The organism is Stutzerimonas sp. NM35, from assembly GCF_054604355.1.
The window spans coordinates 4032594-4059117 of record NZ_CM137728.1 but is presented as its reverse complement, the minus strand read 5'-3'; the positions used below and the strand labels follow the sequence as shown (position 1 = coordinate 4059117).

25 protein-coding genes are annotated in these 26524 nt (G+C 64.1%); 13 read left to right on the top strand and 12 right to left on the bottom strand.

Annotated features, from left to right (window positions below; genetic code table 11):
- Positions 1-52 precede the first annotated feature (52 nt).
- Together ACYCFC_RS18735 and ACYCFC_RS18730 are read left to right on the top strand one after the other, a co-directional pair.
- Complete coding sequence (locus tag ACYCFC_RS18735; RefSeq protein WP_181082811.1) at positions 53-298, top strand: TIGR02647 family protein; 246 nt, start codon at positions 53-55, stop codon at positions 296-298.
- 104 nt (positions 299-402) lie between these two features.
- Positions 403-3255: a class I adenylate cyclase gene (locus ACYCFC_RS18730; RefSeq protein ID WP_459652551.1), complete on the top strand. Its 2853-nt coding sequence runs from the start codon at positions 403-405 to the stop codon at positions 3253-3255.
- Positions 3256-3276: 21 nt separating this feature from the next.
- On the opposite strand, the gene rnk is transcribed toward ACYCFC_RS18730, so the two are convergent.
- Positions 3277-3684: a nucleoside diphosphate kinase regulator gene (gene rnk, locus ACYCFC_RS18725; protein ID WP_181082810.1), complete on the bottom strand. Its 408-nt coding sequence runs from the start codon at positions 3682-3684 to the stop codon at positions 3277-3279.
- Between the two features lie 151 nt (positions 3685-3835).
- The gene (cyaY, locus tag ACYCFC_RS18720; protein ID WP_181082809.1) at positions 3836-4168 is read right to left on the bottom strand and encodes an iron donor protein CyaY; all 333 of its coding nucleotides are present in this window, start codon (positions 4166-4168) and stop codon (positions 3836-3838) included.
- 149 nt (positions 4169-4317) lie between these two features.
- On the opposite strand from cyaY, the gene lptM reads away from it, so the two are divergent.
- The 6 genes from lptM (at position 4318) to ACYCFC_RS18690 (ending at position 8990) form a co-directional block, all read left to right on the top strand.
- A complete protein-coding gene (lptM, locus tag ACYCFC_RS18715; protein WP_181082808.1) occupies positions 4318-4458 on the top strand; it encodes an LPS translocon maturation chaperone LptM in 141 nt (46 codons plus the stop codon).
- A 12-nt stretch (positions 4459-4470) separates the two neighbouring features.
- On the top strand, positions 4471-5718 hold the full coding sequence (gene lysA / locus ACYCFC_RS18710) for a diaminopimelate decarboxylase (protein ID WP_459652550.1): 1248 nt from the start codon (positions 4471-4473) through the stop codon (positions 5716-5718).
- A 10-nt stretch (positions 5719-5728) separates the two neighbouring features.
- Positions 5729-6559 carry a diaminopimelate epimerase gene (dapF, locus tag ACYCFC_RS18705; RefSeq protein WP_459652549.1) on the top strand — a complete coding sequence of 277 codons (831 nt, stop codon included), beginning with the start codon at positions 5729-5731 and terminating at the stop codon, positions 6557-6559.
- Complete coding sequence (locus ACYCFC_RS18700; RefSeq protein ID WP_181082805.1) at positions 6556-7251, top strand: DUF484 family protein; 696 nt, start codon at positions 6556-6558, stop codon at positions 7249-7251. Before dapF ends, ACYCFC_RS18700 begins: the two co-directional genes overlap by 4 nt.
- A gap of 141 nt (positions 7252-7392) precedes the next feature.
- Entirely contained in the window at positions 7393-8292 is a 900-nt protein-coding gene (xerC, locus tag ACYCFC_RS18695) for a tyrosine recombinase XerC (protein WP_459652548.1), read from the top strand.
- Positions 8289-8990, top strand: coding sequence for an HAD family hydrolase (locus tag ACYCFC_RS18690; protein ID WP_459652547.1), 702 nt, complete (start codon positions 8289-8291; stop codon positions 8988-8990). The genes xerC and ACYCFC_RS18690 overlap by 4 nt, the downstream gene beginning before the upstream one ends.
- 478 nt (positions 8991-9468) lie before the next feature.
- On the opposite strand, the gene sutA is transcribed toward ACYCFC_RS18690, so the two are convergent.
- The 5 genes from sutA to glnK all read right to left on the bottom strand — a co-directional run bounded on the left by sutA (position 9469) and on the right by glnK (position 12449).
- The gene (sutA, locus tag ACYCFC_RS18685) at positions 9469-9801 is read right to left on the bottom strand and encodes a transcriptional regulator SutA (RefSeq protein WP_181082802.1); all 333 of its coding nucleotides are present in this window, start codon (positions 9799-9801) and stop codon (positions 9469-9471) included.
- Between the two features lie 74 nt (positions 9802-9875).
- Positions 9876-10301, bottom strand: a complete 426-nt coding sequence (locus ACYCFC_RS18680) for a secondary thiamine-phosphate synthase enzyme YjbQ (RefSeq protein ID WP_181082918.1) — start codon at positions 10299-10301, stop codon at positions 9876-9878.
- A gap of 94 nt (positions 10302-10395) precedes the next feature.
- The gene (locus ACYCFC_RS18675; RefSeq protein ID WP_181082801.1) at positions 10396-11649 is read right to left on the bottom strand and encodes an ammonium transporter; all 1254 of its coding nucleotides are present in this window, start codon (positions 11647-11649) and stop codon (positions 10396-10398) included.
- Positions 11650-11804: 155 nt separating this feature from the next.
- A complete protein-coding gene (locus ACYCFC_RS18670) occupies positions 11805-12035 on the bottom strand; it encodes a hypothetical protein (RefSeq protein WP_459652546.1) in 231 nt (76 codons plus the stop codon).
- Positions 12036-12110: 75 nt separating this feature from the next.
- Positions 12111-12449 carry a P-II family nitrogen regulator gene (glnK, locus tag ACYCFC_RS18665; RefSeq protein WP_003096476.1) on the bottom strand — a complete coding sequence of 113 codons (339 nt, stop codon included), beginning with the start codon at positions 12447-12449 and terminating at the stop codon, positions 12111-12113.
- Positions 12450-12828: 379 nt separating this feature from the next.
- On the opposite strand from glnK, the gene ACYCFC_RS18660 reads away from it, so the two are divergent.
- The 4 genes from ACYCFC_RS18660 to rep all read left to right on the top strand — a co-directional run bounded on the left by ACYCFC_RS18660 (position 12829) and on the right by rep (position 18968).
- On the top strand, positions 12829-13092 hold the full coding sequence (locus ACYCFC_RS18660; RefSeq protein WP_181082799.1) for an accessory factor UbiK family protein: 264 nt from the start codon (positions 12829-12831) through the stop codon (positions 13090-13092).
- Positions 13093-13124: 32 nt separating this feature from the next.
- Positions 13125-14624 (top strand): YifB family Mg chelatase-like AAA ATPase, encoded by a 1500-nt coding sequence (locus ACYCFC_RS18655; RefSeq protein WP_459652545.1) that lies wholly within the window; start codon positions 13125-13127, stop codon positions 14622-14624.
- Between the two features lie 160 nt (positions 14625-14784).
- Positions 14785-16758, top strand: a complete 1974-nt coding sequence (locus tag ACYCFC_RS18650; protein WP_181082797.1) for a BCCT family transporter — start codon at positions 14785-14787, stop codon at positions 16756-16758.
- 200 nt (positions 16759-16958) lie between these two features.
- Positions 16959-18968 carry a DNA helicase Rep gene (gene rep / locus ACYCFC_RS18645; protein WP_459652544.1) on the top strand — a complete coding sequence of 670 codons (2010 nt, stop codon included), beginning with the start codon at positions 16959-16961 and terminating at the stop codon, positions 18966-18968.
- Positions 18969-19002: 34 nt separating this feature from the next.
- On the opposite strand, the gene ACYCFC_RS18640 is transcribed toward rep, so the two are convergent.
- From ACYCFC_RS18640 to gap, 5 genes are all read right to left on the bottom strand, one after another.
- Positions 19003-19536: a hypothetical protein gene (locus ACYCFC_RS18640; protein WP_459652543.1), complete on the bottom strand. Its 534-nt coding sequence runs from the start codon at positions 19534-19536 to the stop codon at positions 19003-19005.
- 529 nt (positions 19537-20065) lie between these two features.
- The gene (locus ACYCFC_RS18635) at positions 20066-20830 is read right to left on the bottom strand and encodes an IclR family transcriptional regulator (RefSeq protein ID WP_459652542.1); all 765 of its coding nucleotides are present in this window, start codon (positions 20828-20830) and stop codon (positions 20066-20068) included.
- Positions 20831-20958: 128 nt separating this feature from the next.
- Positions 20959-22461, bottom strand: a complete 1503-nt coding sequence (locus tag ACYCFC_RS18630) for a CoA-acylating methylmalonate-semialdehyde dehydrogenase (protein WP_459652541.1) — start codon at positions 22459-22461, stop codon at positions 20959-20961.
- A gap of 4 nt (positions 22462-22465) precedes the next feature.
- Positions 22466-23632 carry an iron-containing alcohol dehydrogenase gene (locus tag ACYCFC_RS18625; RefSeq protein WP_459652540.1) on the bottom strand — a complete coding sequence of 389 codons (1167 nt, stop codon included), beginning with the start codon at positions 23630-23632 and terminating at the stop codon, positions 22466-22468.
- 137 nt (positions 23633-23769) lie between these two features.
- Complete coding sequence (gene gap / locus ACYCFC_RS18620; protein ID WP_459652539.1) at positions 23770-24783, bottom strand: type I glyceraldehyde-3-phosphate dehydrogenase; 1014 nt, start codon at positions 24781-24783, stop codon at positions 23770-23772.
- A 204-nt stretch (positions 24784-24987) separates the two neighbouring features.
- Here gap and ACYCFC_RS18615 point away from each other — a divergent pair, with 204 nt between their 5' ends.
- Entirely contained in the window at positions 24988-26523 is a 1536-nt protein-coding gene (locus ACYCFC_RS18615) for an alpha-amylase family glycosyl hydrolase (protein ID WP_459652538.1), read from the top strand.
- Position 26524 lies beyond the last annotated feature (1 nt).

Sequence of the window (26524 nt, the reverse complement as noted above, 5' to 3'; positions counted from 1 at the left end):
CTCCGATTACACTCAGCACACAGGGCCAGCGCCCACCACCCGAGGAACGAGCATGTCGTATACCCCCGAGCGAATCGCCGAACTGGACGTACTGTGCCAGTTCAACCTGGAAAATCTCCAGGAAGGCCTCAAGGTTCACCACAACGCCAGCCCATCCACCATCGCCGCCTTCGAACGCCTGCACCAGAAGGGGTTGACCAGCCAGCCCGACGGCGGCTATCTCACCAGCCTGGGTCGCGATGCGGCTGAGCAGGCACAGACGCTGCTGACCATCCTCGCCGAGACGGTAGAGGCCTGAACCGGTTCGTGGCGGCGCCGCGCCGTCGTCGCCACGATCCCTTGAGCCGCAGCAGCCTGAACACCACTCGTCGCACCGCCCTCAAGCGCGGCAATCACTAGCCGATGACGAGTGCAAGCCCCCGCGACCTGTACGAAATGATCCCTGAAATCCACCCGATTCTCGAAGACGGCATCGACCGCAAGGTGCTGGCGACGTTGCGCACGCGCTTTCTGACGATCAACCGGGGGCGCCTGGAGCGGGCACTGGAAATCCTGTCGCCACGCCAGCAGCCGGTACTCAAGCTGTTGCCGCTGCTGTTTCACGTCAACCATCCGATCCTTCCCGGCTATGTTTCCGCCAGCGTGCCTGCCGGGCTGGCAGAGTTCGAACCGGACGCCGAGATACTGGCCGAGGCACAGCGCCTGAGCCGCTCGTTCTCTCACAAGCCCCAGCGTGGCAAGCCATCCCAGCCGATTCAGGGCCTGTTCCTCATGGGCAGCCTGGGCACCATCGCCCAGGAAGAACAAAGCGATGTGGACGTCTGGGTTTGCCACGACCCGCAGCTGTCGCCGCAACAGCTCGACGAGCTGCGCAGGAAATGCGAAATGCTGCAGGCCTGGGCCGCGAGCCTGGGCAGCGAAGCGCATTTCTTCCTGATCAATCCGGAGCGTTTCGTCCAGGGCCAGCGCGAGACAAGGCTGACTACCGAGGATTGCGGTACTACCCAGCACTATCTGCTGCTGGACGAGTTCTACCGCACCGCCATCTGGCTCGGCGGATGCACGCCGCTCTGGTGGCTGGTGCCCGACTACGAGGAGCATCGTTACGACGAGTACGTCCGCACCCTGCTCAGCAAGCGCTTCGTGCGCGCCGAGGAGGTGCTGGACCTGGGCAATCTCGGCAGCATTCCAGCAGGCGAATACCTCGGTGCGGGCCTGTGGCAGCTGTACAAGGCGCTCGAAGCCCCTTACAAGTCGCTGTTCAAACTGCTGCTGATCGAAGTCTATGCCAACGAGCATCCGCAGCTGCGCTGCCTCAGCCTGGACTTCAAGCGGGCCGTCTATCGCGGGCATCTGGAACTGGACGAACTCGATCCCTATATCGCCGCCTACCGCCGCATCGAGGGCTATCTTGCCGAGCGCGGCGACCAGGAACGCCTGGCGCTGCTGCGCCGCTGCCTGTACCTGAAGATCAACAAGCCTCTGAGCCGGCCACCGACCCGGCACAGGAAAAGCTGGCAGCGCTGCCTGCTCGAACGCCTGAGTCGCGACTGGAGCTGGGACGAACGCCAGTTCCTCCAGCTGGATCGGCGCGGGCGCTGGAAGACCCGCCAGGTCGAGCAGGAACGGCGAGCGCTGGTCAACGAACTGACCTATGCCTACCGCTTTCTCAGCGAATTCGCCCGCTGTCAGCAGATCGCCAGCAGCATCGACGAACGCGACCTCGGCGTACTCGGCAGACGCCTGCAGGCGGCCATCGAGCGCAAGGCCGGCAAGATCGAAGCGATCAACCTGGGCATCTCGCCAGACATCGCCGAGGACCAGCTGACCCTGGCGCAGGGCTGCGACGCTGCCGGCGACCTGTCCTGGGCGCTTTACGAAGGCAGCCTGCATGCCAGGGAAATTGCCAACTTTTCACCCCTGAAACGCACCCGCGAGTTGATCTCCCTGCTGGGCTGGTGCCATCTCAATGGCATCATCGGCAGGGCCACGCATGTCTCCCTCCATCCAGGCGACAGCGGCATGTCCGAAACCGAGCTGTTCGCCCTGCTCAGCGGCCTGCGACAGGCGATGCCAATGCCGCCCCCTGCCGTCAGCGAAGAGACTCTACTCACCGCTGCCGTGCCCACCCAGGTGCTGCTGCTGATCAACGCCGGGGTCGACCCGTTCAAGCCGAAACACGCACCGGCATCGAGGGACGCAGTCCTGCCCGGCTACGATACGCCACGGGAAAACCTGGTCCTGAGCATCGACCAGCTCACGCTAAACAGCTGGAACGAACTGATCGTCAGCCATCACACCGGCCCGCTGGCACTGGCCAGCTGCCTGAGCAGCTATCTCGTCAGCCTGTCCGCAGGCAACCGCCCCGAACTGCAGGTTCGCTGCTTTTCCCCGCAGACCGGGCCCGCTATTGCGCGGCGGGTGGAAGACATTCTCCGCGATAGCCAACAGGCGCTCGGCGAGATGAATGACAGCCGCTACCTGCTGCAGGTCAGGCAACAGTTCCATGTGTTCGAACTGCTGTCGGGACAGATACGTCATATCGAGCTCAACGACGTCGGCGCACTGATCGAGTATCTGGGCGAAGCCCATCATCGTCACCGTCCACTGCATCTGGATCGCAACCTGCTGGCCGGCCATGATCTGCCGCTGGTCTTGGCACAGAGCGAAATGGATTGTTTGCAGATTTTCTACCGCATCGAAGGTGATCAGGCTGAGCTGAGCGTACTGGACGAGTACAACGCACTGTGGCGCCAGCGGCTGCCTTATCGTGACGAGCAGAGCCTGCTGACGCCGCTACGGCGCTTCCTGCAATCCATGGAGCATCGCCGCAGCGCACAGGGGGCGCTGGACGAAGCCGGTATCGCGACGATGGAAACACTCTTCTATCGAATCATGCCGGCCCTTGGCGAGCGCCCTGCCTGGGTAGAACGCCGCAACCCGCCGCGCATCGAGGTGAACGATCCGCTGCATGATGTGCAAGCGATCGTCGAACCCGGCGAGCGGAGCCGCTCGCAGGTCACCCTGTATTGCAATCATCAGGAGTTTTCCAGCCTGGAATACGGCAGCGGCCTGTTCGTCGCCGTGGCCCGCTACATCCTGGCCCAGCGCCGCATGGGCGAGCGCTATCCCTGCTACATCACCGATCTGGACCTTTCGGCGCTGCATGGCGGCGGGCGCTCGCAGACGGTGCAGTACCTGCGCTACAAGGCCCATCTTGAAGCGGCGCTCAATCAGGCCATGGCGGCCAGCTGATCTCTGGTGCCGTAGCGCTGCTTACAGATTGAGATCGCCAGCGGCCTCGGGCTGGTATTCGACTTCCAGCAGGGCCAGTTTGAGTACCTTGCCACCGGGCGTCGGCCAGTCGATATGCTGACCTACGGTCATGCCCAACAGTGCAGTACCGACCGGCGCCAGTACCGATACGGTGCCTTCCTTGCCGGCATCCTGAGGGAAAACCAGCGTCAGGTGGTAATCCTTGCCGCTACCTTCCTCGCGGCAATGCACACGGGAGTTCATCGACACCACACCGGCGGGCAGCTCGCTACGCTCGACCACCTGGGCACGGGACAACTCCTGCTCAAGCGCTTCGGCGGCCGGACCGTAATCATCCAGGCTATCGAGCAGCCGCTCCAGCCGCTGAAGATCGGGTTTGGTGATTATGATTGACGGTGCAGTGGTCATGGGTCCTGGCAAGCTCCAGCGTTAAGTCAGATGGGAAAAAGCAAAAACCCCGCCCGAAGGCGGGGTTTTTAAACCTGAACGAGACCCTATCACAGCCTATTAAATAAGCAAGTGGGACAAGGTCACAGCGCCTGCGCAGAAGGCGTCGCGTTCAGAGCTCCTCGAAGTCGAGCGCCTCGCCGCCCTGCTCCAGCACGACCCGGTTCAGCAGCTCGCCCAGACGCTCGTCATTGGCGTCGCAGATCCACAACGCAGCGGTTTCGTCATAGTCGAAATGGAAGCCGCCCGAGCGCGCGGCAACCCAGAGCTGGCGCAGCGGCGGCTGGCGACTGAAGATCAGCTGACTGCCGTTCTCGAAACGCACGGTCAGCACGCCACCGGAGTTCTCCAGATCGACATCCAGACCGCTGTGGTCGAACACATCTTCGATTTCTTCCTGTACCGCATCGACAAGGTCGTGGTAGCGCGCTTCGCTAAGGCTCATGGATCGTTTTCCTGCTGACTGAGAGGGCGGCCCGCAGCCGCAATACGCCGGCGAGCTTATCAGGCCTGTCGCTCATCTGCCGCTCACATAGGCAATCCACCGAGCGCTGGGTATACTCGCGGCATTCGTTTTTTCAAGGATTTCGCCCCATGAAGCGTCTGCTGCTTCCTCTTATCGCCCTTGCCGTGCTGAGTTCCGTACTCACCGGCTGCGGCCAGAAAGGCCCGCTGTACCTGCCGGATGACGAGGCCACCGTCAAAGAACGTTCCAAAGACCGATTCGAACTGTAAGGAGGCATCACCATGGAGGCCTTCTCGTACCGCGACGGTCAACTCTTCGCGGAGGGCGTGGCACTGTCCGCTCTCGCGCAACGCTTCGGCACCCCCACCTACGTCTATTCCCGCGCGCACATCGAAGCGCAGTACCGGGCCTATGCCGACGCACTGTCGGGCATGCCGCACCTGGTCTGCTTCGCGGTAAAAGCCAACTCCAATCTCGGCGTGCTCAACGTGCTGGCGCGCCTGGGCGCCGGCTTCGACATCGTCTCGCGCGGTGAACTGGAGCGCGTGCTGGCCGCTGGCGGCCAGCCGGAGCGCATCGTCTTCTCCGGCGTCGGCAAGACCCGCGACGACATGCGCCGCGCGCTGGAAGTGGGCGTGCACTGCTTCAACGTCGAATCCACCGACGAGCTCGAACGCCTGCAGCAGGTCGCCGCCGAGCTCGATCTCGTCGCGCCGGTATCGCTGCGGGTCAACCCGGACGTGGATGCCGGCACCCATCCGTACATCTCCACCGGGCTCAAGGAAAACAAGTTCGGCATCGCCATCGCCGATGCCGAAGCGGTCTATGTCCGCGCCAACGAGCTGAGCAACCTGGAAGTGGTCGGCGTCGATTGCCATATCGGCTCGCAGCTGACCACCCTGCCGCCCTTCCTCGATGCGCTGGACCGGCTGCTGGGCCTGATCGACCGCCTGGCCGCACGCGGCATCCACATTCGTCATCTGGATCTGGGCGGCGGCCTCGGCGTGCGCTACCGCGACGAGCAGCCACCGCTGGCCGGCGACTACATCCAGGCCGTGCGCCAGCGCATCGAGGGCCGCGACCTGGCACTGGTATTCGAGCCGGGCCGCTCCATCGTCGCCAACGCCGGCGTGCTGCTGACCCGCGTGGAATACCTCAAGCACACCGAGCACAAGGATTTCGCCATCGTCGACGCGGCGATGAACGACCTGATCCGCCCGGCGCTGTACCAGGCCTGGATGGACGTGGTGCCGGTGCAACCGCGCGAAGGCGAAGGCCGTCCGTACGACATCGTCGGGCCGATCTGCGAAACCGGGGATTTCCTCGCCAAGGACCGTGAACTGGCCCTGGCCGAAGGCGATCTGCTGGCCGTGCGTTCAGCCGGTGCCTATGGCTTCGTCATGAGTTCCAACTACAACACCCGCGGTCGTGCCGCCGAGGTGCTGGTGGACGGTGACCAGGCTTTCGAAGTGCGCCGCCGCGAAAGTGTGCAGGAGCTCTACGCCGGCGAAAGCCTGCTGCCCGCCTGAGGCCAAGACGATGCTTCTGCGCTTCACCAAGATGCACGGGCTGGGCAACGATTTCATGGTCATCGACCTGATCAGCCAGCACGCGCACATCCAGCCCAAGCACGCCCGGCAATGGGGCGACCGGCATACCGGCGTGGGCTTCGACCAGCTGCTGCTGGTCGAGCCGCCGCACGATCCCGATGTCGACTTCCGCTATCGCATCTTCAATGCCGACGGCTCGGAAGTGGAGCAGTGCGGCAACGGCGCGCGCTGCTTCGCCCGCTTCGTGCTGGACAAGCGCCTGACCACCAAGCGCCGGATACGCGTGGAGACCAAGGGCGGCATCATCGAGCTGAACCTGCGTGCCGACGGCCAGATCGGCGTCGACATGGGCCCGCCACGGCTGGTGCCGGGCGAGATTCCGTTTCAGGCGGACAGCGAAGCCTTGAGCTACCCGCTGAGCGTCGATGGCCAGACGCTGGAGATCGCCGCGATTTCCATGGGCAATCCCCATGCCGTGTTGCGCGTGAGCGACATCGACAGCGCCCCGGTGTATGAGCTGGGGCCGAAGATCGAACATCACCCGCGCTTTCCGCAACGGGTCAATGCCGGCTTCCTGCAGGTCCTCGATCGTCAGCATGCGCGGTTGCGCGTCTGGGAACGCGGCGCGGGCGAAACCCAGGCCTGCGGCACCGGCGCCTGCGCCGCCGCCGTAGCCGCGATTCGCCAGGGCTGGATGGATTCGCCGGTGCAGATCGACCTTCCCGGTGGCCGTCTGTCCATCGAATGGGCAGGTTCCGGACAGCCCGTTATCATGACCGGCCCCGCCGTTCGCGTTTACGAAGGACAGGTTCGCCTATGACCGAGCAGAACCCAGCCAAACCACAGTTGCCCGACGCCGAAGCCGTCGCCGCCTATCTGAGTGCTCACCCGGAATTTTTCGTCGATCACGACGAGCTGATTCCCGAGCTGCGCATTCCGCATCTTCCGGGCGGCGCCGTGTCGCTGGTCGAACGCCAGGTGAAGCTGCTGCGCGAACGCAACATCGAGATGCGCCATCGCCTGTCGCAACTGATGGATGTAGCGCGCGACAACGACCGGCTGTTCGACAAGACCCGTCGCCTGGTGCTCGACCTGCTCGATGCAGGCAGCCTGGAGGACGTCATCGGTGCCGTGGATGAAAGCCTGCGTCATGAGTTCCAGGTGCCTTTCGTCAGCCTGATCCTGTTCAGCGAAACCCCGCTGTCGGTTGGCCGCAGCGTTAGCCAGGCCGAAGCGCAGCAGGCCATTGGCGGCCTGCTGGCCGGTGGCAAGACGATTTGCGGCGTGCTGCGTCCGCATGAACTGGCCTTCCTCTTCGGCGAAGAGGCCAGCAAGGAAATCGGCTCCGCCGCAGTGGTCGCGCTCGATCACCAGCAGGGCATCCTGGCCATCGGCAGCCGTGACCCGCAGCATTACAAGAGTTCGCTGGGCACCCTGTTCCTGGGCTATATCGCCGAGATACTGACCCGCGTCCTGCCGCGCTTCTCCGCGCCGCTGCGCTCGGTACGATAAAAGAGGCTGGAGGCTGGAGGCTGGAGGCTGGAGGCTGGAGGCTGGAGGCTGGACAGCGTGCCGACCAACACCGAAAGCGGTCAAGCTCTTCGTCCAGCCTTCCAGCCTTAAGCGCTTTTATCGGCTCCTGAGGCTTTAACCATGCAAATCGCCCTCGACACCTATTTCCAGCATCTGCGCAGCGAGCGGCAGGTCTCGCCGCACACGCTGGATGGCTATCGGCGCGATCTGCTCAAGGTGGTCGATTATTGCGAGCGGCAATCGTTGCGGCAGTGGTCCGATCTGAAGGCCCACCACGTTCGCCAGTTGATTGCCGACCAGCATCGCCAGGGACTGTCCAGCCGCAGCCTGGCGCGGCTACTGTCATCGCTGCGCGGGCTGTTTCGCTACCTGAATCAGGAAGGACTTTGCGCCCACGACCCGGCTGCCGGCATTTCCGCGCCCAAGGGCGAGAAGCGTCTGCCCCGGCTGCTCGACACCGACCGGGCCATGCAATTGCTCGATGGCGGCATCGAGGATGACTTCATCGGCCATCGCGACCAGGCCATGCTGGAACTGTTCTATTCGTCCGGTTTGCGCCTGTCGGAACTGGTCGGCCTGGATCTCGACCAGCTCGATCTGCCGGCGGGCCTGGTGCAGGTACAGGGCAAGGGCAACAAGGCGCGCGTGCTGCCGGTCGGGCGCAAGGCGCGCGAGGCCCTGCAGGCCTGGCTGCCGCTGCGCGCACTGAGCAATCCCGCCGATGGCGCGGTGTTCGTCAGCCAGCAGGGACGCCGCCTGGGCGCGCGCGCGGTGCAGCTGCGGGTGCGCCAGGCCGGTGTGCGCGAGCTGGGCCAGCATCTGCACCCGCACATGCTCAGGCACAGCTTCGCCAGCCATATGCTCGAATCCTCGCAGGACCTGCGTTCGGTGCAGGATCTGCTCGGCCATGCCGACATCGGCACTACGCAGATCTACACCCACCTGGATTTCCAGCACCTGGCCAAGGTCTACGATCAGGCGCACCCGCGCGCCAAGCGCAAGCAGGACAGTGAATCATGAGCATCCGGCTGATCACCTTCGACCTCGACGATACGCTGTGGGACGTGCGCCCCGTCCTGCACAGCGCCGAGCTTACCCTGCGCGAGTGGCTGGCCCGGCACACACCCGGTCTGAACGATTTCTCCGTCGAGGCGCTGGGCGCCATCCGCCGCACCCTGCTGGACGCACAGCCGGAGTTGCGCCACCGCATCAGTGAGCTGCGCCGGCGCGTGCTCTGTCACGCATTGGAGGAAGCCGGCTATCCACAGCGCGAAGCACGCGAGCTGGCCGAGCAGGCCTTCCAGGTGTTTCTCGAAGCACGGCATGCGGTGCAGCTGTTTCCCGAAGTGCATCCGACCCTGGAGCTGCTCGCCAACCACTACATGCTCGGCGTGCTGACCAACGGCAACGCCGACGTGCGCCGGCTGGGGCTGGCCGACTATTTTCACTTCACGCTCTGCGCCGAGGAACTGGGCGTCGGCAAGCCCGATCCCCGCCCCTTCTGCGAAGCGCTCAAACGAGCCGGCGTCGAGGCGAACCATGCCGTGCATATCGGCGATCATCCGCGCGACGACATCGGCGGCGCCCAACAGGCCGGCATGCGCGCGATCTGGTTCAATCCCGGCGGCATCCCGTGGCAGCACGATCACCAGCCGGACGCCGAGATCCGCAGCCTGGCGGACCTGCCCGGGCTGCTCGACAGCTGGCGCAAGCCGTAGGGCCGAACTCGTTCGGCCTTTGTGTATCTATGGCCGAATAAATTGGCGATATGCCCGTTACGTGTTGCTGGAGCAATCCTGCTTTTGCGGGAGCGGTTTTCCAGACCAGAGCACTCCGCGAAATTCGCGGCTGAAGCGAAACGCCGCCCGACCGCTCCCACAGGCGGTTCGTCACATCGGGTAGGTCGGGTCACGCTTCACCGACCCGACAAGCGAGCGGCCAAGGGCGTTAAAAGGCTGGGCGGTCAGACATGGATGGCCGCCTTACACCTTCGGATCGTCGGATTACGCCTTCGGCTAATTCGACCTACAACAGCCTGCGCCTCGGATATTTGCGCCTGAAACCGATCCCAGGCCCTAATCGCACACGAAAAAGCCCAGCAACCGATCGGTGCTGGGCTCCATAGGAGGAAGTCTGGGGCGCTACCGGCGAAGCTTCCAGTAGCCTCGCCCGTCATCCGCCGCTGCACCGCTCCGATCAGATAGGCCGGCTGCCGTACTTGCTGTCCGGCTTCTTCGGCGGGTCGGCGACCACATTGGGTTCGACCTCCTGCACCCGGCCACCGCGCGCCAGGTATTCCTCCATGGCCCGCGCAAGCTCATCGCGTTCGCGCTGCTTGGCTTCCAGGCTGGGCAATTCCTCGGGCTCCGCCGCCTTGGCCTTGGCCTTTTTCGGCGTTGGCGTGGCGCGCTCGCTGTCGGTGCCTTCGTGGTCATCGCTGTCGTCGCCATCATCGGCGGCGCCCAGCTCTTCGCCGTCATCCTCCTCGCCTACGTCCAGATCGTCTTGTTCTAATTCTTCTTCGCTCATGTTCCAACCTCATGCCTAGCCAGCGATAAGTTATAGCCCAGCGATGCGCGATCTCCGCCATCGCAAGAAAAAATTCAACTCGCCATCCCGTGCAACGTTGCGATTACCTGTCGCGGGCCGCCCTGGTCCCGGTGCTCACCGAGATAGATGCCCTGCCAGGTGCCCAGCGCCAATCTCCCTTGCGCCACCGGCACACTCAACTGACAGCCCAGCAGGCTGGCCTTGAAGTGTGCAGGCAAGTCGTCCGGCCCTTCGTAGTCATGCTCGTAACCACCCACCCCCTGTGGCACCAGCCGATTGAAGAAGCGCTCGAAATCACGGCGGACCGCGGCGTCGGCGTTCTCGTTGACGGTCAACGAGGCCGAGGTGTGCCGCAGCCACAGGTGTAACAGACCAACCCGGCATTGCTGCAGTTCCGGCAGGGCCGCGAGCAGCTCATCGGTGATCAGGTGAAAGCCGCGTGCTCGCGGGCGCAACGTGATGGTCGTCTGCTGCCACATGCCGAAAGCGCCCTCGCAACTGAACGCGCGCATTCTAGCGCGGCGCCAGAAAAAACAAAGGGCGCCGAAAGGCGCCCTTGTCATGACTCAGGAATCACTTCTTGCTGGTGAACTCCGGGTAGGCTTCGAGGCCGCATTCAACGACATCCACACCTTCGTATTCCTCTTCTGCCGATACTCGCAGCCCCATGATGGCCTTGATGATGCTCCAGACGATCAGGCTGGCGATGAACACCCAGGCGAAGATGCAGGCCACACCCAGCAACTGCGCCGCGAAACTGGCGTCGGCATTGGTCGCCGGCACGATCAGCACGCCCCAGATACCGACCACGCCATGCACCGAGATGGCGCCGACCGGGTCGTCGATCTTCAGCTTGTCCATGCCGAGGATGCTGAACACCACCAGCACGCCACCCACCGCGCCGATCAGCACGGCCTGCAGCGCGGTCGGGGTCAGCGGCTCGGCGGTGATCGCGACCAGGCCAGCCAGGGCACCGTTGAGGATCATGGTCAGGTCGGATTTGCCGAACAGCAGGCGCGAGGCGATCAGCGCCGCCACCAGGCCGCCGGCGGCAGCCATGTTGGTGTTGGTGAAGACCTGGGCGACGGCGTTGGCGTCCTCGATGGTGCTCATGCGCAGTTGGGAGCCGCCGTTGAAGCCGAACCAGCCCATCCAGAGGATGAAAGTACCCAGGGTCGCCAGCGGCAGGTTGGCACCGGGAATGGCGTTGATCTGCCCGTCAGGGCCGTATTTGCCCTTGCGCGCGCCGAGCAGGATGACACCGGCCAGCGCAGCGCTGGCGCCGGCCATGTGGACGATGCCTGAGCCGGCGTAATCCATGTAGCCCGCCGCATCGAGGAAACCGCCGCCCCACTTCCAGAAGCCCTGCACCGGGTAGATGAACCCGGTCATCACCACCGCGAAGGCGATGAAGGCCCAGAGCTTCATGCGCTCGGCCACCGCACCGGACACCACCGACATGCAGGTCGCGGCGAATACGATCTGGAAGAAGAAATCGGCGCGTGCGGAGTAGTACGGCGCATCCTCGCCACCGGCGGCCACGACATCCACCGCGTGTTCATCACCAATCAGGAAACCCAGGCTCGGCAGGATGCCGCCCTCGGGGCTCGAATACATGATGTAGTAGCCGATCAGCAGGTACATGATCGACGCCACCGAATACAGCACGATGTTCTTGGTGAGGATTTCCGCCGTGTTCTTCGCCCGCACCAGCCCGGATTCGAGCATGGCGAAACCGGCTGCCATCCACATCACCAGGGCGCCGCAAAGGACGAAGTAGAAAGTATCGAGCCCGTACTGGACGGGTATCAGAGCTGTGCTGTCCATGTGTCACCTCTTGCTGTCGCGCATCTCGCGCCGTTCGGTCGCCGCCCAGCCGCCTTTCTTGCGGCAAGCCGGCCCCAGACCCCGGTGCTGACTCCGGGGGTTCGTACTCTTGAAAATCGGATTTGCTGCCTGCCAGTGCGCCTGGCGTGGCTGCGCTACGTCGAGCCGCGGATGGGAATGTCGGTGCGGATATCAGGCAGGCGAGAGCGGCCACCGGCAGAGGCGCCATCCAGGGCCAGCCTGTGGCCGACCGTGCAGAGGACGCTCACCAGGCTGGGGATGGCCACGAACGGCAGCGGGCCGATGGCCGTGCGCCTCCGTGGCATGTCGCCTGAGTCGAGCGTTGTCGCCTGCGTCAGGCGCGAGCCTGGGATATGCGGGGACAAAAGGGCTCCTAGCCCTGCGATCTTTCGCAGAGTCATGGTGTTCACTCCTGGGGCGTGGGGTTCGGTGGGCCTGGCTTAGATCGCGTCGGTATCGGTTTCGCCGGTACGGATGCGGATGGCCTGCTCCAGGTTGACGACGAAGATCTTGCCGTCGCCGATCTTGCCGGTGTTGGCCGCCTTGGTGATCGCCTCGATCACGCGGTCGAGCTGATCGTCGGCAATCGCCACGTCGATCTTCACCTTCGGCAGGAAGTCGACGACATATTCCGCACCGCGATACAGCTCGGTGTGTCCCTTTTGCCGACCGAAGCCTTTGACTTCGGTAACGGTGATGCCCTGTACGCCGATTTCCGACAGCGACTCGCGGACATCGTCCAGCTTGAACGGCTTGATGATGGCAGTGACTAGTTTCATGAAAACTTCTCCCGTTTAGGTGGACTTGCCCCAGAAGTACGAACCCGGTGACAAGTCTAAGCTCAGTGTCCGGCTCTTGTAACGCGCCGCTGCAATCCGGCACCGTTCCGACACCTTTCGCCGCTCTGGCAAAACATCCCGAATCACCTGCGCCGCATCCCTGCGATGCGTGCGCTGCAACAGGCCAAGCAGAATCGATGCCAACTCCATGAAACCGCTGTTGCTGCGGCTTTGAAGGCTTCATCGATGCCTGCAAACAGAACCCATGCACCAGATCGAACCGCATGCCCGCAGCAGTGCCCGCTAATCGTGCATGGCCGCCAGAACCAGCCGCAGGCCGGCGTGTTACACTGCCCGCCGCTCAGAAACAGGTGAAACCATGTTCCCGCCCAAAGCCCTTCTCGACGCCATCGGCTCCCAGGCCTCGCGCCTGTTCAATGGCGAAACGCCCCTGCCGAACGCCGAAATCGAAACCCGCTTCAAGAGCATCGTGCAAAGTGCCCTGAGCAAGCTCGATGTGGTCAGCCGTGATGAGTTCGACGGCCAGATGCTGGTTCTGACCCGCACCCGCGCCCGCCTGGAAGCGCTTGAGGCCAAGGTCGCCGAGCTGGAAGAAAAACTTACGCCGCCTACTGCCGAGTAGCTGCAGCGGCGACACGATCAAGGAGTGATCGAATGTCCCTGGCCATCGTCCACAGCCGCGCCCAAGTGGGTGTGGAAGCGCCATCCGTCACGGTCGAGGCACATCTCGCCAACGGTCTGCCGTCGCTGACCCTGGTCGGCCTGCCGGAAACCGCCGTGAAGGAAAGCAAGGACCGCGTGCGCAGCGCCATCCTGACGTCCAGCTTCGATTTTCCCGCGCGCCGCATCACGCTCAACCTCGCGCCCGCCGATCTGCCCAAGGACGGCGGGCGTTTCGACCTGTCCATCGCCTTGGGCATCCTCGCCGCCAGTGGCCAGATCCCCGCCGACAGCCTGAACGGTATCGAATGCCTGGGCGAGCTGGCGCTTTCCGGCGCGCTGCGTCCGGTGCAGGGCGTCTTGCCAGCAGCCCTGGCGGCCCGCACAGCCGGTCGCGCGCTGCTGGTGCCACGGGCCAATGCCGAGGAAGCCAGCCTGGCCTCGGGCCTGACCGTCTACGCCGCCGACCACCTGCTGGAAGTCGCCGCGCACCTCAGCGGCCAGACGCCTATCGCCGCCTACCAGGCCCAGGGCCTGCTGCGCCAGGTGTTGCCCTATCCCGATCTTGCCGACGTGCAGGGGCAGTTGTCGGCCAAGCGCGGCCTGCTGATCGCCGCGGCAGGCGCCCATAATCTAATTTTCAGCGGCCCCCCAGGCACCGGCAAGACGCTGCTGGCCAGCCGCCTGCCGGGCCTGCTGCCGCCGCTGGAGGAACAGGAGGCGCTGGAAGTGGCGGCGATCCAGTCGGTGGCCAGCCAGTCACCGCTGGAGCACTGGCCGCAGAGGCCGTTTCGCCAGCCCCATCACAGTGCATCGGGACCAGCGCTGGTGGGTGGCGGCAGCCGACCGCAGCCCGGCGAGATTACCCTGGCGCATCAGGGCGTGCTGTTTCTCGATGAGTTGCCGGAGTTCGATCGCAAGGTGCTGGAGGTTTTAAGGGAGCCTCTGGAAAGTGGCCATATCGTGATCGCCCGTGCGCGGGACCGGGTGCGTTTCCCCGCGCGTTTTCAACTGGTGGCGGCGATGAATCCCTGTCCCTGCGGTTATCTGGGCGACCCCGGCGGTCGCTGCCGCTGCACACCGGACCAGATCCAGCGCTACCGAAGCAAACTCTCCGGGCCACTGCTCGACCGCATCGACCTGCACCTGACCGTCGCCCGCGAAGCCACCTCGCTCAGCGCCACGCCCATTGCGAGTGAAAGCAGCGCAACGGTCGCCGCCGTCGTGGCGCATGCGCGGCGGATTCAACAGACGCGCCAGGGCTGCGCCAATGCCTTTCTCGACCTTGCCGGCTTGCGCAGCCACTGCGCGCTGGGCGGCGAAGATCAGCAATGGCTGGAACGTGCCTGTGAGCGACTGGGTCTATCGCTACGTGCCGCACATCGAATCCTCAAGGTTGCGCGAACCCTGGCCGACCTGGAAGAAAGCGCTGCCATCGGTCGCCGGCATCTGGCCGAAGCCCTGCAATATCGACCGGGAAGCCAGGCCGGCTGAAACCAGAAGAAGTTGGAATCCACAGCGGCGCTCGGTGTCCGAACGTCCGCTCAGTGAGTGGATACCGGCCCTTCGATTCGGACCTGAGCGGTCAGTGATGTTAAATTGCGCCCCTTCGCCACAGGCGGCCACTCCCCAATAAGCAATCAAGGAGCGCAGCATGGAGGCCAACAAGTCTTCCCCTTCCACCATCAATCCGCCGGTTTTCTACGGCTCGGCGGTATTGATTCTGGCGCTGGTACTGTACAGCGTCATCTTCCCTTCGCACGCGCAAGGACTGTTCGGCCAGGTGCAGGCCTGGATCATTTCCAACCTCAGCTGGCTGTATATCCTCACGGTGGCGATCATCCTGCTGATGGTGGTGCTGGTCGCCTTGAGCCGCTACGGCGACATCAAGCTCGGCCCCGATCATAGCGAGCCCGACTACAGCAGCCTGACCTGGTTCGCCATGCTGTTTTCCGCCGGCATGGGCATCGGCCTGATGTTCTTCGGCGTCGCCGAGCCGGTGATGCATTTCATCTCGCCCCCCACCGGCGAAGGCGGCACCGTTGCCGCCGCCCGCGAGGCGATGAAGATCACCTTCTTCCACTGGGGCCTGCATGCCTGGGCGATCTACGCCATCGTGGCGATGATCCTGGCCTATTTCGCCTACCGCCATGGCCTGCCGCTGACCCTGCGTTCGGCGCTCTATCCGTTGATCGGCGAGCGCATCCACGGCCCCATCGGCCATTCGGTGGACATCTTCGCCATCATCGGCACGGTGCTCGGCGTCGCCACCTCGCTGGGGGTCGGCGTCACCCAGATCAACACCGGTCTCAATCATCTGTATGGCCTGCCCATCTCGGTGCCGGTGCAGATCGTGCTCATCATCGCCACCACGGCCCTGGCGACCATTTCGGTGGTCACCGGCCTGGACAAGGGCGTACGGCGGCTTTCCGAGCTAAACCTGACGCTCGCCGTGCTGTTGATGCTGCTGGTACTGGTCGTCGGGCCGACGGTGTTCATCCTGCAGACCTTCGTGCAGAACACCGGCAACTACCTCTCGCAGATCGTCACCGCCACCTTCAACCTCTACGCCTACGAACCGAACGACTGGATCGGCGGCTGGACGCTGTTCTACTGGGGCTGGTGGCTGGCCTGGTCGCCCTTCGTCGGCCTGTTCATCGCACGCATTTCCCGAGGCCGGACGATCCGCGAATTCGTCAGCGGCGTGTTGCTGGTGCCCACTGCCTTCACCCTGTTGTGGATGACGGTGTTCGGCGACACCGCCATCCACATGATCCTCTGGGAGCACGTGACCAGCCTGGGCGAAGCCATCGACCGCGACAGCTCGCTGGCGCTGTTCGCCTTCCTCGAACACTTTCCGTTCGCCTCCGTACTGTCGCTGGTGGCGATCATCATGGTGGTGGTGTTCTTCGTCACCTCGGCGGACTCCGGTGCGCTGGTGGTGGACATGCTCGCCTCCGGCGGCCAGGAAGGCACGCCGGTCTGGCAGCGCATCTTCTGGGCCGGTTCGATGGGCGCCGTGGCCGTTGCCCTGCTGCTGGCCGATGGCCTGACCGCGCTGCAGACCGCCACCATCGCCAGCGCCCTGCCCTTCACCATCGCGCTGCTGTGTTCGATGTGGGGCCTGCTCAAGGCGCTGCGCCTGGATGCCACCAAACAGACCCTGCGTTATCAGGCCATCACCACGTCGCCGGCCACGCCACGGGCCTACAGCGACTGGCAGCGCCGCCTGCGCAACCTGATGATGTTCCCACGCCGCTCCCATGTGACGCGCTTCATCGCCGAAGTGGTCCGGCCAGCCTGCGAGGACGTCGCCGTGGAAATGCGCAAGCAGGGCTATGACGTGACGGTCAGCGAAGGCGAGGACCGCCGCATCCGCATCGAGATCGTCCACGAAGGCGAGCCCGACTTCATCTACGAGGTGCGTCCGCGCGCCTACGCCATGCCCAGCTTCGTGCCCGGCAGCGACGAGGACGAACCGGGCGAGCGCAAGTACTTCCGCGCCGAAGTCCATCTCAAGGAAGGCGGCCAGGACTACGACGTCATGGGCTGGAGTCGCGAAGGCGTGATCGGCGACATCCTCGATCAATACGAGAAGCACATGCATTACCTGCATATGGTGAGGTAAAGCGGGCTGGAGGCGAAAAGCGCTGGAGGCTGGACGAAGGAGCAAAAGCGAATCCCCATGCTTTTTCGTTCAGCCTCCAGCCTCCAGCCTCCAGCAACCATGCCGCACCTGACGACCGATTGCCGCTGCTGAATCCTCGCCCGGTATTGGCCGCGCAGCCCTGCTAAACTCCCGCCCCGCCTTCAACAACCCGAACGACCATGTCCCGACTCAATCCCCGGCAGCAGGAAGCCGTGAACTACGTCGGCGGCCCCATGCTGGTGCTCGCCGGCGCCGGCTCCGGCAAGACCAGCGTGATCACCCGCAAGATCGCCTACCTGATCCAGCAGTGCGGCATCCGCGCGCAATACATCGTCGCCGTGACCTTCACCAACAAGGCCGCGCGCGAGATGAAGGAGCGCGTCAGCAGCCTGCTGCGCGGCGGCGAAGGACGCGGGCTGACCGTCTCGACCTTCCACAACCTGGGCCTGAACATCATCCGCAAGGAGTACGCGAAACTCGGCTATAAGCCCGGTTTCTCGATCTTCGACGAAGGCGATATCAAGACCCTGCTGACCGACATCATGCAGAAGGAATACGCCGGCGATGATGGCGTCGACGAGATCAAGCACTACATCGGCAGCTGGAAGAACGACCTGATCACGCCCGAGCAGGCCCTGAGCGAAGCACGCAACCCCAAGGAGCAGACCGCCGCCATCGTCTACACCCACTACCAGCGCACGCTCAAGGCGTACAACGCGGTGGATTTCGACGACCTGATCATGCAGCCGGTGAAGCTCTTCCAAGACCACCCCGAGGTGCTGGAGAAGTGGCGCAACAAGGTCCGCTACATGCTGGTGGACGAATACCAGGACACCAACGCCAGCCAGTACCTGCTGGTGAAACTGCTGGTGCAGGAGCGCGCGCACTTCACCGTGGTCGGCGACGACGACCAGTCGATCTATGCCTGGCGCGGCGCGCGACCGGAAAACCTGATGCAACTGAAGGACGACTTTCCTTCGCTGAAGGTGGTGATGCTGGAGCAGAACTACCGCTCCACCAGCCGCATCCTCAAATGCGCCAACGTGCTGATCGCCAACAACCCGCACGCCTTCGAGAAGCAACTGTGGTCGGAAATGGGCCACGGCGACCCGATCCGCGTGATCCGCTGCCGCAACGAGGAAGCCGAGGCCGAGCGCGTGGCGATGGAAATCCTCACGCTGCACCTCAAGACCGAGCGGCCCTACAGCGATTTCGCCATCCTCTATCGCGGCAACTACCAGGCCAAGCTGATCGAGCTGAAGCTGCAGCACCACCAGATTCCCTATCGACTGTCCGGCGGCACCAGCTTCTTCGGTCGTCAGGAAGTGAAGGACCTGATGAGCTACTTCCGCCTGCTGGTCAACCCGGACGACGACAACGCCTTCCTGCGGGTGATCAACGTGCCGCGCCGGGAAATCGGCTCCACCACGCTGGAAAAGCTCGGCAACTACGCCACCGCGCGCAAGATTTCCATGTACGCCGCCTGCGACGAAATCGGCCTCGGCGAGCTGATGGACAGCCGCTTCACCGACCGCCTGTCGCGCTTCAAGCGCTACATGGACAACCTGCGCCAGCAGTGCGCACAGAACGATCCCATCGCCGCCCTGCGCAGCATGGTCATGGACATCGACTACGAGACCTGGGTGCGCTCGCAGACCTCCAGCGACAAGGCCGCGGACTTCCGCATGAGCAACGTCTGGTTCCTCATCGACGCGCTGAAGAACACCCTGGAGCGCGACGAAGAAGGCGAGATGACCATCGAGGAAGCCATCGCCAAGCTGGTGCTGCGCGACATGCTCGAACGCCAGCAGGAAGAGGAAGAAGGCGCCGAGGGCGTGCAGATGATGACCCTGCACGCGTCCAAGGGCCTGGAATTCCCCTACGTGTTCATCATGGGCGTGGAAGAGGAAATCCTCCCGCACCGCTCCAGCATCGAGGCCGACACCATCGAGGAAGAACGCCGCCTGGCCTACGTCGGCATCACCCGTGCGCGGCAGAACCTGGCCATGACCTTCGCCGCCAAGCGCAAGCAGTACGGCGAAATCATCGAATGCATGCCCAGCCGCTTCCTCGACGAGCTGCCGCCCGAAGACCTGGAGTGGGAAGGCCAGGAAGACGCGCCGGTGGAAGTGAAGGCCGCACGCGGCAACGACGCGCTGGCGGCGATGCGGGCGATGCTCAAGCGCTGACGCAGGGAAAAGCCGGGCGCTGAATAGCCAAGCTTTACGAAACAGACTTGCCCATTTTCGCCATCAGCTCAAGCAGCCTGTCATCCTTGAGCACCAGCTCTTTCATCTGCTGACGCAGGGACTCGCTGAAGTCCTGGTCAAGAATCGTTGCCTGGTAGTGCGCCTCTACTCCCTGGATACCATTGGCTTCAAGCACCGCCTGGTAATGTCCCTGGACAAGTTCGGCATACTCACTGCGCTCGGCTATCGAAGTGGATGCGGCCTGGGGATATTTTTCAGCGAACCAGTTGGCCCCGACACCCAGCTTGCCCGGTACTTGAAACATATATTCGGCGCGCCAGCCTGGCACCTGGTACATCTCCAGTGAATGCCCCATGGAAGTGCCATCCTGCACAGCGGGTATAACGCCTTCGGCACTGGCGGCCTGTCTGGCCGTATCGGATATCGTTACGCTGTCTGCTCGTTGGACATTGTTGTCTTGAGCCCTTGGGGCAGGCTCCATGACTCTTGCGCGGCTCTGGCTCGTATAGGCACCCTGCATTGCCGAATGCACATTGCTGATAAGCATGATTTCCCCTGCCCTTTCCAATACGTAGAACGTTCCATAAGCACTGCTAATGCCAAGGCTCAAGCAAGAGCCAGGCCACTAAAAGTCATACTTATTACTCATGACCATGCCCCGCTATATGCCAGTGCAATACGCCTGCTTTTGTGGGAGGGCCTTGGCCGAGAAGCGATACGCAGGCCTAACGGAAACCAACCTCGTCACTCCCGCGAATGCGGGAGCCCAGCGTGGTGCGGGGTATGACAGGCACTGGATCCCCGCGTTCGCGGGGATGACGGGGTGTGAGGGGTGATGGAACCGCGCTGATGGTTCGGGCATCTCTTCGCGGACAAGTCCGCTCCCACAAGGGGCTCGGCAGACCTCTCAAGTGCTCCTTGTAACTCACTGGGTTATCAGCCTTGCCAATGAAGGCCTCTGTCGGTGCATGACCTATGCATACTTGTAGCCGACGCTATGGATATGACCGGAAGAAGCACTTCACAGCGGCAATCTCTTGCCGATCCGAGAGTCGGTTTGCCGCTTGCGGCGGCCCCTATCCACCGACGATTTTTTCCAGCTCCTTAGCCGCCGCGCGCAGGCGTGGCGCGAAGCCCAGCAGGCGTTCCATCGAGCAGCGGATCACCGGCGCGTGGCTGAACAGGCAGGCCAGCAGCCGACCCTGGGCGTCGCGCACCGGCACCGCGCAGGCGACCATGCCGTCGATGAACTCTTCCGAATCGGTGCCCAGGTCTTCCTCGCGCACGCGGGCGAGGTCGTCACGCAGGGCGCTGAGGTCGGTGAGGGTGTTGCGCGCCAGTTGCTGGATCGGCAGGCGCGGCAGTACCCGCTCCAGCTGTTCGGACGCCAGCGAGGCGAGGTAGAGTTTGCCACTGGCGGTACACCAGAGCGGGGTATGGCTGCCGATGGGCAGGTTGATCTGCAGCGGCCAGTTGGTCTGCACCCGGTCGAAATAGAGCATGTCCAGCCCATCGGGCACGGACAGCCCGCAGGTCTCGCCGATTTCCTCGGACAGCTCGCGCAGAATCGCCTGGCGCAGCGCCTTGTGCCGGCCACTGTTGAGAATGTTCACCGCCGTCGCATGCAGACGCTCGCCCGGCAGCAGCCCGCCACGCAGGCCGAACTGCAGGAAGCCTTCGCTCTCCAGCGTCTGCACCAGACGATGGGCGCTGGCCTTGGGGATATCCAGTTTTTCCGCCAGTGCGGTCGGCGTCAGCGGGTCTTTGGCAGCGGCCACGGCTTCGATGATTTCCAGCACACGGGTGATGGAGGAGCCTTTTTCACGGGGAGTATTGCGCATTGATCGCTGCCCGCTTGCGGTGAGTGAGTAATAAGGAGCCGCCCCGAAGGGCGGCGAAGTTTAATCAATTCAGCGAAGATTCGAGCCGCTTCATTCGCGAATGAATTCGCTCCCACGAAAGCGCATCGCTACTTCATCGTCGGCATGGCGAACTCGGCACCGGCGCGGATGCCAGTGGGCCAGCGCCGGGTCACGGTCTTCATCCGGGTGAAGAAGCGCACGCCATCCGGGCCGTGCATGTTCAGCGGGCCGAAGATCGAGCGCTTCCAGCCGCCGAAGCAATGGAAGGCCATGGGCACCGGGATCGGTACGTTGACGCCGACCATACCGACCTGAACGTTTTCCTCGAACTGCCGCGCAGTATCGCCGTCGCGGGTGAAGATCGAGGTGCCGTTGCCGTATTCATGGTCATTGACCAGCTGCAGCGCCTCGTCGAACGAATCGACGCGGACCACAACCAGAACCGGACCGAAGATTTCCTCCTGGTAGATGCGCATCTGCGGCGTCACGTGATCGAACAGCGTCGGGCCAACGTAGAAACCGTTCTCGTAGCCTTCGACCTCGATGCCGCGACCATCGCAGACCAGGGTCGCGCCCTCCTCCACACCGAGGTCGATATAGCCGGACACCTTCTGCTGATGCTCGCGGGTGATCAGCGGCCCCATCTGCGGCTCGGGCTCGACGCCCAGGCCGGGGCCGGTGCGCATCTGGCCGATCTCGTCCCTGAGCATGCCGACCAGCTTGTCCGCCACCTCGTCGCCGACGCACACGGCCACCGAGATCGCCATGCAGCGCTCGCCCGCCGAGCCGTAGGCCGCGCCCATCAGCGAGCTGACCACCTGCTGCGGGTCGGCGTCGGGCATGATCACCATATGGTTCTTCGCCCCGCCCAGGGCCTGGCAGCGCTTGCCGTTGGCCGAGGCGGTCTTGTAGATGTACTCGGCGATCGGCGTCGAGCCGACGAAACTCACCGACTGCACGCGCTCGTCAGTCAGCAGTACGTCCACCGCTTCCTTGTCGCCATTGACGATGTTCAGCACGCCAGCCGGCAACCCGGCTTCGGCCAGCAGTTCGCCGATCAGCATGGTCGCGCTCGGGTCCTTCTCCGACGGCTTGAGGACGAAGGTATTACCGCAGGCGATGGCCACCGGAACCATCCACAGCGGCACCATGGCCGGGAAGTTGAACGGGGTGATGCCGACGCAGACACCCAACGGCTGCATCAGCGAGTTGGAATCGATGTCGCGACCGACGTTGGAGGAAAACTCGCCCTTGAGCAGGTGCGGAATGCCGCAGGCGAATTCGACCACTTCCAGCCCGCGCGTGACCTCACCCTGAGCATCGGAGAAGACCTTGCCGTGCTCACTGGTGATCAGCCGGGCCACATCATCGCGACGCGCTTCGAGCAGCGCCTTGAAGCGGAACATGACCCGCGCGCGCACCAGCGGCGGGGTTTTCGCCCAGCCCTCGAACGCCGCCTGGGCGGCGCCGATGGCCTCGCGGGTGTCATCCGCCGAGGACAGCGAAACCTGCAGGCGCGGCTCGCCGGTGGCCGGGTTGTAGACGGTCGCGTGGCGCTCGGAACGGCCAGCGACGGCCTCGTTGTCGATCAGGTTGCCGAGGGTCTGCATAGGGTCACTCCTGGTTCCAGACGGTTTCGTAGAGGTCGATGATTTCCGCTTCGGTAGGTACGCGCGGATTGTTGCCTGGCGAGCCGGATGCCAGCGCCTGCCGCGCCATGGTTTCGCGCAGCTCGAAGAAGCGTTCGCGGGTGATACCGAACTGCGCGGGGCTCGGCACCTGCAGCTCCTGGTTCAGTGTGCGCAGTTCGCTCAGCAGCTTGTCGTTGGCCGTTTCAGTGCTGTCGCCCTCGCCGGCCACGCCCATGGCGCGGGCGCAATCGGCGTAGCGCTCGGGTGCCGCCGGAATCGAGAACGCGGTGACCGCCGGCAGCAACATGGCGTTGGACAAGCCGTGGGGCACATGGAAGAAGGCACCGATGGGCCGGCTCATACCATGCACCAGCGCCACCGAGGCGTTGGAGAAGGCGATGCCGGCCAGGGTCGCGCCGAGCATCATCGCCTCGCGCGCGGCCAGGTTGCGCGGCTCGTGGAAGGCGCTGCGCAGGTTCGGCGCCAGCAGGCGCATCGCTTCCAGTGCCTGGGCGTCGCTGTAGAGGCTGGCCTTGCGGCTGACGTAGGCCTCGATGGCGTGGGTCAGGGCGTCGATGCCGGTGTCGGCGGTCACCCGTGGCGGCAGCGAGAGGGTCAGCTCGTAGTCGATCAACGCGGCGACGGGCATGAAGCCGAGGCCGGCGCAGAGCATTTTCTCGTCGCTGGTCTCGTCGGTGATGATGGTGAAGCGCGTCACCTCGGAACCAGTGCCGGCGGTGGTGGGGATGGCGATCAGCGGCAGCCCGGCGTCGCTGACGTCGCGCGGAAAGCGGTAGTCGCGCATCTCGCCGCCGAACTTGCCGAGGATGCCGATGGCCTTGGCCGAGTCGATGGGGCTGCCGCCCCCGAGGGCGACGATGGAGTCGAAATCGCCCTCGCGGACCATCCGCACGCCGGCTCGGATCGAAGCGGCGCTGGGCTCGGGCTCGGTATCGGCGAAGCATCGGCTGGCGATGCCCGCCTGTTCCAGTTGTTCGGCCAGGCGGGCGACATAGCCGAGCTCGACCATCATACGGTCGGTGACGATCAAGGGGCGGTTGCAGCCCAGGTTGCGCAACACGACGGCGAGCTGCTGGCTGGCGCCGGCGCCCACTTCCATCAGACGCGGTAGAACGATGCGATGACTCATGAAATCTCTCCGAAAAAGGCTGCCTGGTTTTTTTCTCAAGGCGACAGCTTCTTGTTTTGAGACTTAAAGTCTCATTATCATTTTCGGAGAGTAGGGTTACCCGAGAGTCTCGTCAACTCAAATCGAGACTTTTTATCTCATTCAGCCGTTCGCAGATCGTTCCAGCCCAGCAGCACGTCAAGCATGCGATTGGAAAACGCCCACTCGTTGTCATACCAGGCCAGCACCTTGATCAGATCGCCCTGTACCCGGGTATGGCTGAGATCGGCGACACAGGAGGCCGGATAACCGTTGAAGTCGCTGGAAACCAGCGGGCGGTCATTGCACTCCATCACGCCCAGCGGCAGCTTGCGCGCGCCCTCCACCAGCACCTGATTCAACGCTTCGACACTGGCGGGCGGTCGCTCAGCGGTGAAGGTCAGGTCCACCAGCGAGACGTTCGGCGTCGGCACCCGCACCGACAGGCCATCCAGCCGCCCGGCCAGTTCCGGCAGCACCAGGCCGATGGCCTTGGCCGCGCCGGTGGTAGAGGGAATCATCGACAGCGCCGCGGCACGGGCGCGGTAGAGGTCCTTGTGCGCCTTGTCCAGCAGGTTCTGGTCATTGGTGTAGGCATGCACGGTGTTGAGCAAGCCTTGGCGGATACCCACCGACTCGTGCAGCACCTTGGCCAGCGGCGCCAGGCAGTTGGTGGTGCAGGAAGCGTTGGATACCACCCGCTGGCTGCCCAGCAGCTCATGGTTGACGCCATAGACCACGGTCAGGTCGGCGCCATCCAGCGGATGTGAAGCGAATACCCGGCTGGCGCCGGCCTGCAGGTGCTGCTCGGCCAGCGCGCGGGTCTTGAACTTGCCCGAGCACTCCAGCACCACGTCGACACCGAGCTGCTTCCAGGGCAATTGCGAGGGGTCGCGCTCCTGCAGCAGGCGGATCGACTGACCGCGGATCTGCAGCACATCCTCGTGCAGGTCGACCTGGCCATGGAAGCGTCCGAAGGTGCTGTCGAAGCGGGTCAGATGGGCCATCGCCGCCTGATCACTGAGGTCGTTAATCGCCTCGATACGAATCTGGTTTTCCAGATTGCGCTCGAACAGGGCGCGCAATACGGCTCGACCGATACGGCCATAACCATTGATAGCAATACGTAACATGGCGGTCTCCTGGGTTCGTGGCTGAGGTCCGCCGAGGCGCGCACCGCTTCGACCGACCCTGTCTTAGGCGGAGTATGGACCACGACGTTCACTTCGATCCGACGCGGATCAAGGAACTCGCGAACCTCCTCGCCTCGCTGCAAGTCACAAGGCAGACAGGCTGCACGCAGCGGCGCAGGCACATCGACGATACGGGAGCCCAGCATGCGCGACTCGAGCGATCATCCGTGGTGGAAAGGCGCGACCATCTACCAGATCTACCCGCGCTCCTTTGCCGACAGCAACGGCGACGGCATCGGCGATCTCAACGGCGTACTGCGCCACCTCGACCACTTGCAGCAGCTGGGCATCGACGCCGTCTGGCTGTCGCCGATCTTCCGCTCGCCGATGCTGGATGCCGGTTACGACATCAGCGATTACTGCGATGTCGACCCGCTGTTCGGCTCGCTGGATGACATCGACCGCCTGATCAGCGCGGTGCACGCACGCGGCATGCGCCTGCTGCTGGATTTCGTGCCCAACCACACCTCGGACCAGCATCCCTGGTTCCTCGAATCGCGCAGCGCGCGCGACAACCCCAAACGCGACTGGTACGTCTGGCGCGACCAGCCGAACAACTGGCGCGCACAGCTGAACGCCGGCGGCGCCTGGACCTGGGACGAAGGCACCCAGCAATACTACCTACACCTGTTCCTGCCGCAGCAACCGGACCTGAACTGGCGCAACCCCGAAGTGGTCGAGGCGATGCACGGCGTATTGCGTTTCTGGCTGGATCGCGGCGTGGATGGCTTTCGCATCGACGTCATCCACTGCACCGGCAAGGACCCGAGCTTCGCCGACGATCCGCGCTGCCTGGCCGGCGAACCGCTGGCCAACTTCAACGACCAGCCCTACAGCCACGAGGTGCTGCGCGGGATACGCCGGGTGGTCGACAGCTACCCCGGCGAACGCGTGCTGGTCGGTGAGGTGAACATCCGCTCCACCGAACGGGTGCTGCAGTACTACGGGGCCGGCGACGAGCTGCACATGTCGTTCAACTTCGCGCCGCTGGACGCGCCCTGGGAGCCGGTGATGTTTCGCACCTGCATCCGTGATGTCGAACTGCTGCTGGCGCCCGCCGGCGCCTGGCCCACCTGGGTGCTGTCCAACCATGACAACAGCCGCCAGCGCAGCCGCTACCACGGGTCGCTGCGCAGCGCCCGGGCCGCGGCCGTGATGCTGCTGACGCTGCGCGGCACGCCCTTCATCTACCAGGGCGAGGAACTGGGCCTGGAGGATGCGCAGATCGACGCCGAAGACCGGGTCGACCCGGGCAACCGCGACGGCTGCCGGGCGCCGCTGCCCTGGCTGGCCGAACCGCCCCACGGCTGGTCCGGCAAGGAACCCTGGCTACCGTTCCCGCCGGATGCAGACGAGTTGGCCGCGGAGCGCCAGGTGGGCGCCGCCAACTCGACCTTCGACCTCTACCGCCGGCTGATCGCCGCACGCAAGGCCAGCCCGGCGCTGACCAACGGCAGCTGGGAAGAACTGCGTTCGCACCCCGAAGTGCTGGCCTACCGCCGCCGGCACGGCGCCGACGAGCGAATCGTCTGCATCAACTTCGCCGACAAGCCCCACGTCTGCCCGATCAACGGCCACTGGCAGGTGCAGATCGCCAGCGATGGGGTCGGCGAAGAACAGCCCTACAGCGGCGAACTCGCGGCCGGCCAGGCCCTCATTCTCTGTCCACAGGAAGCCTGAC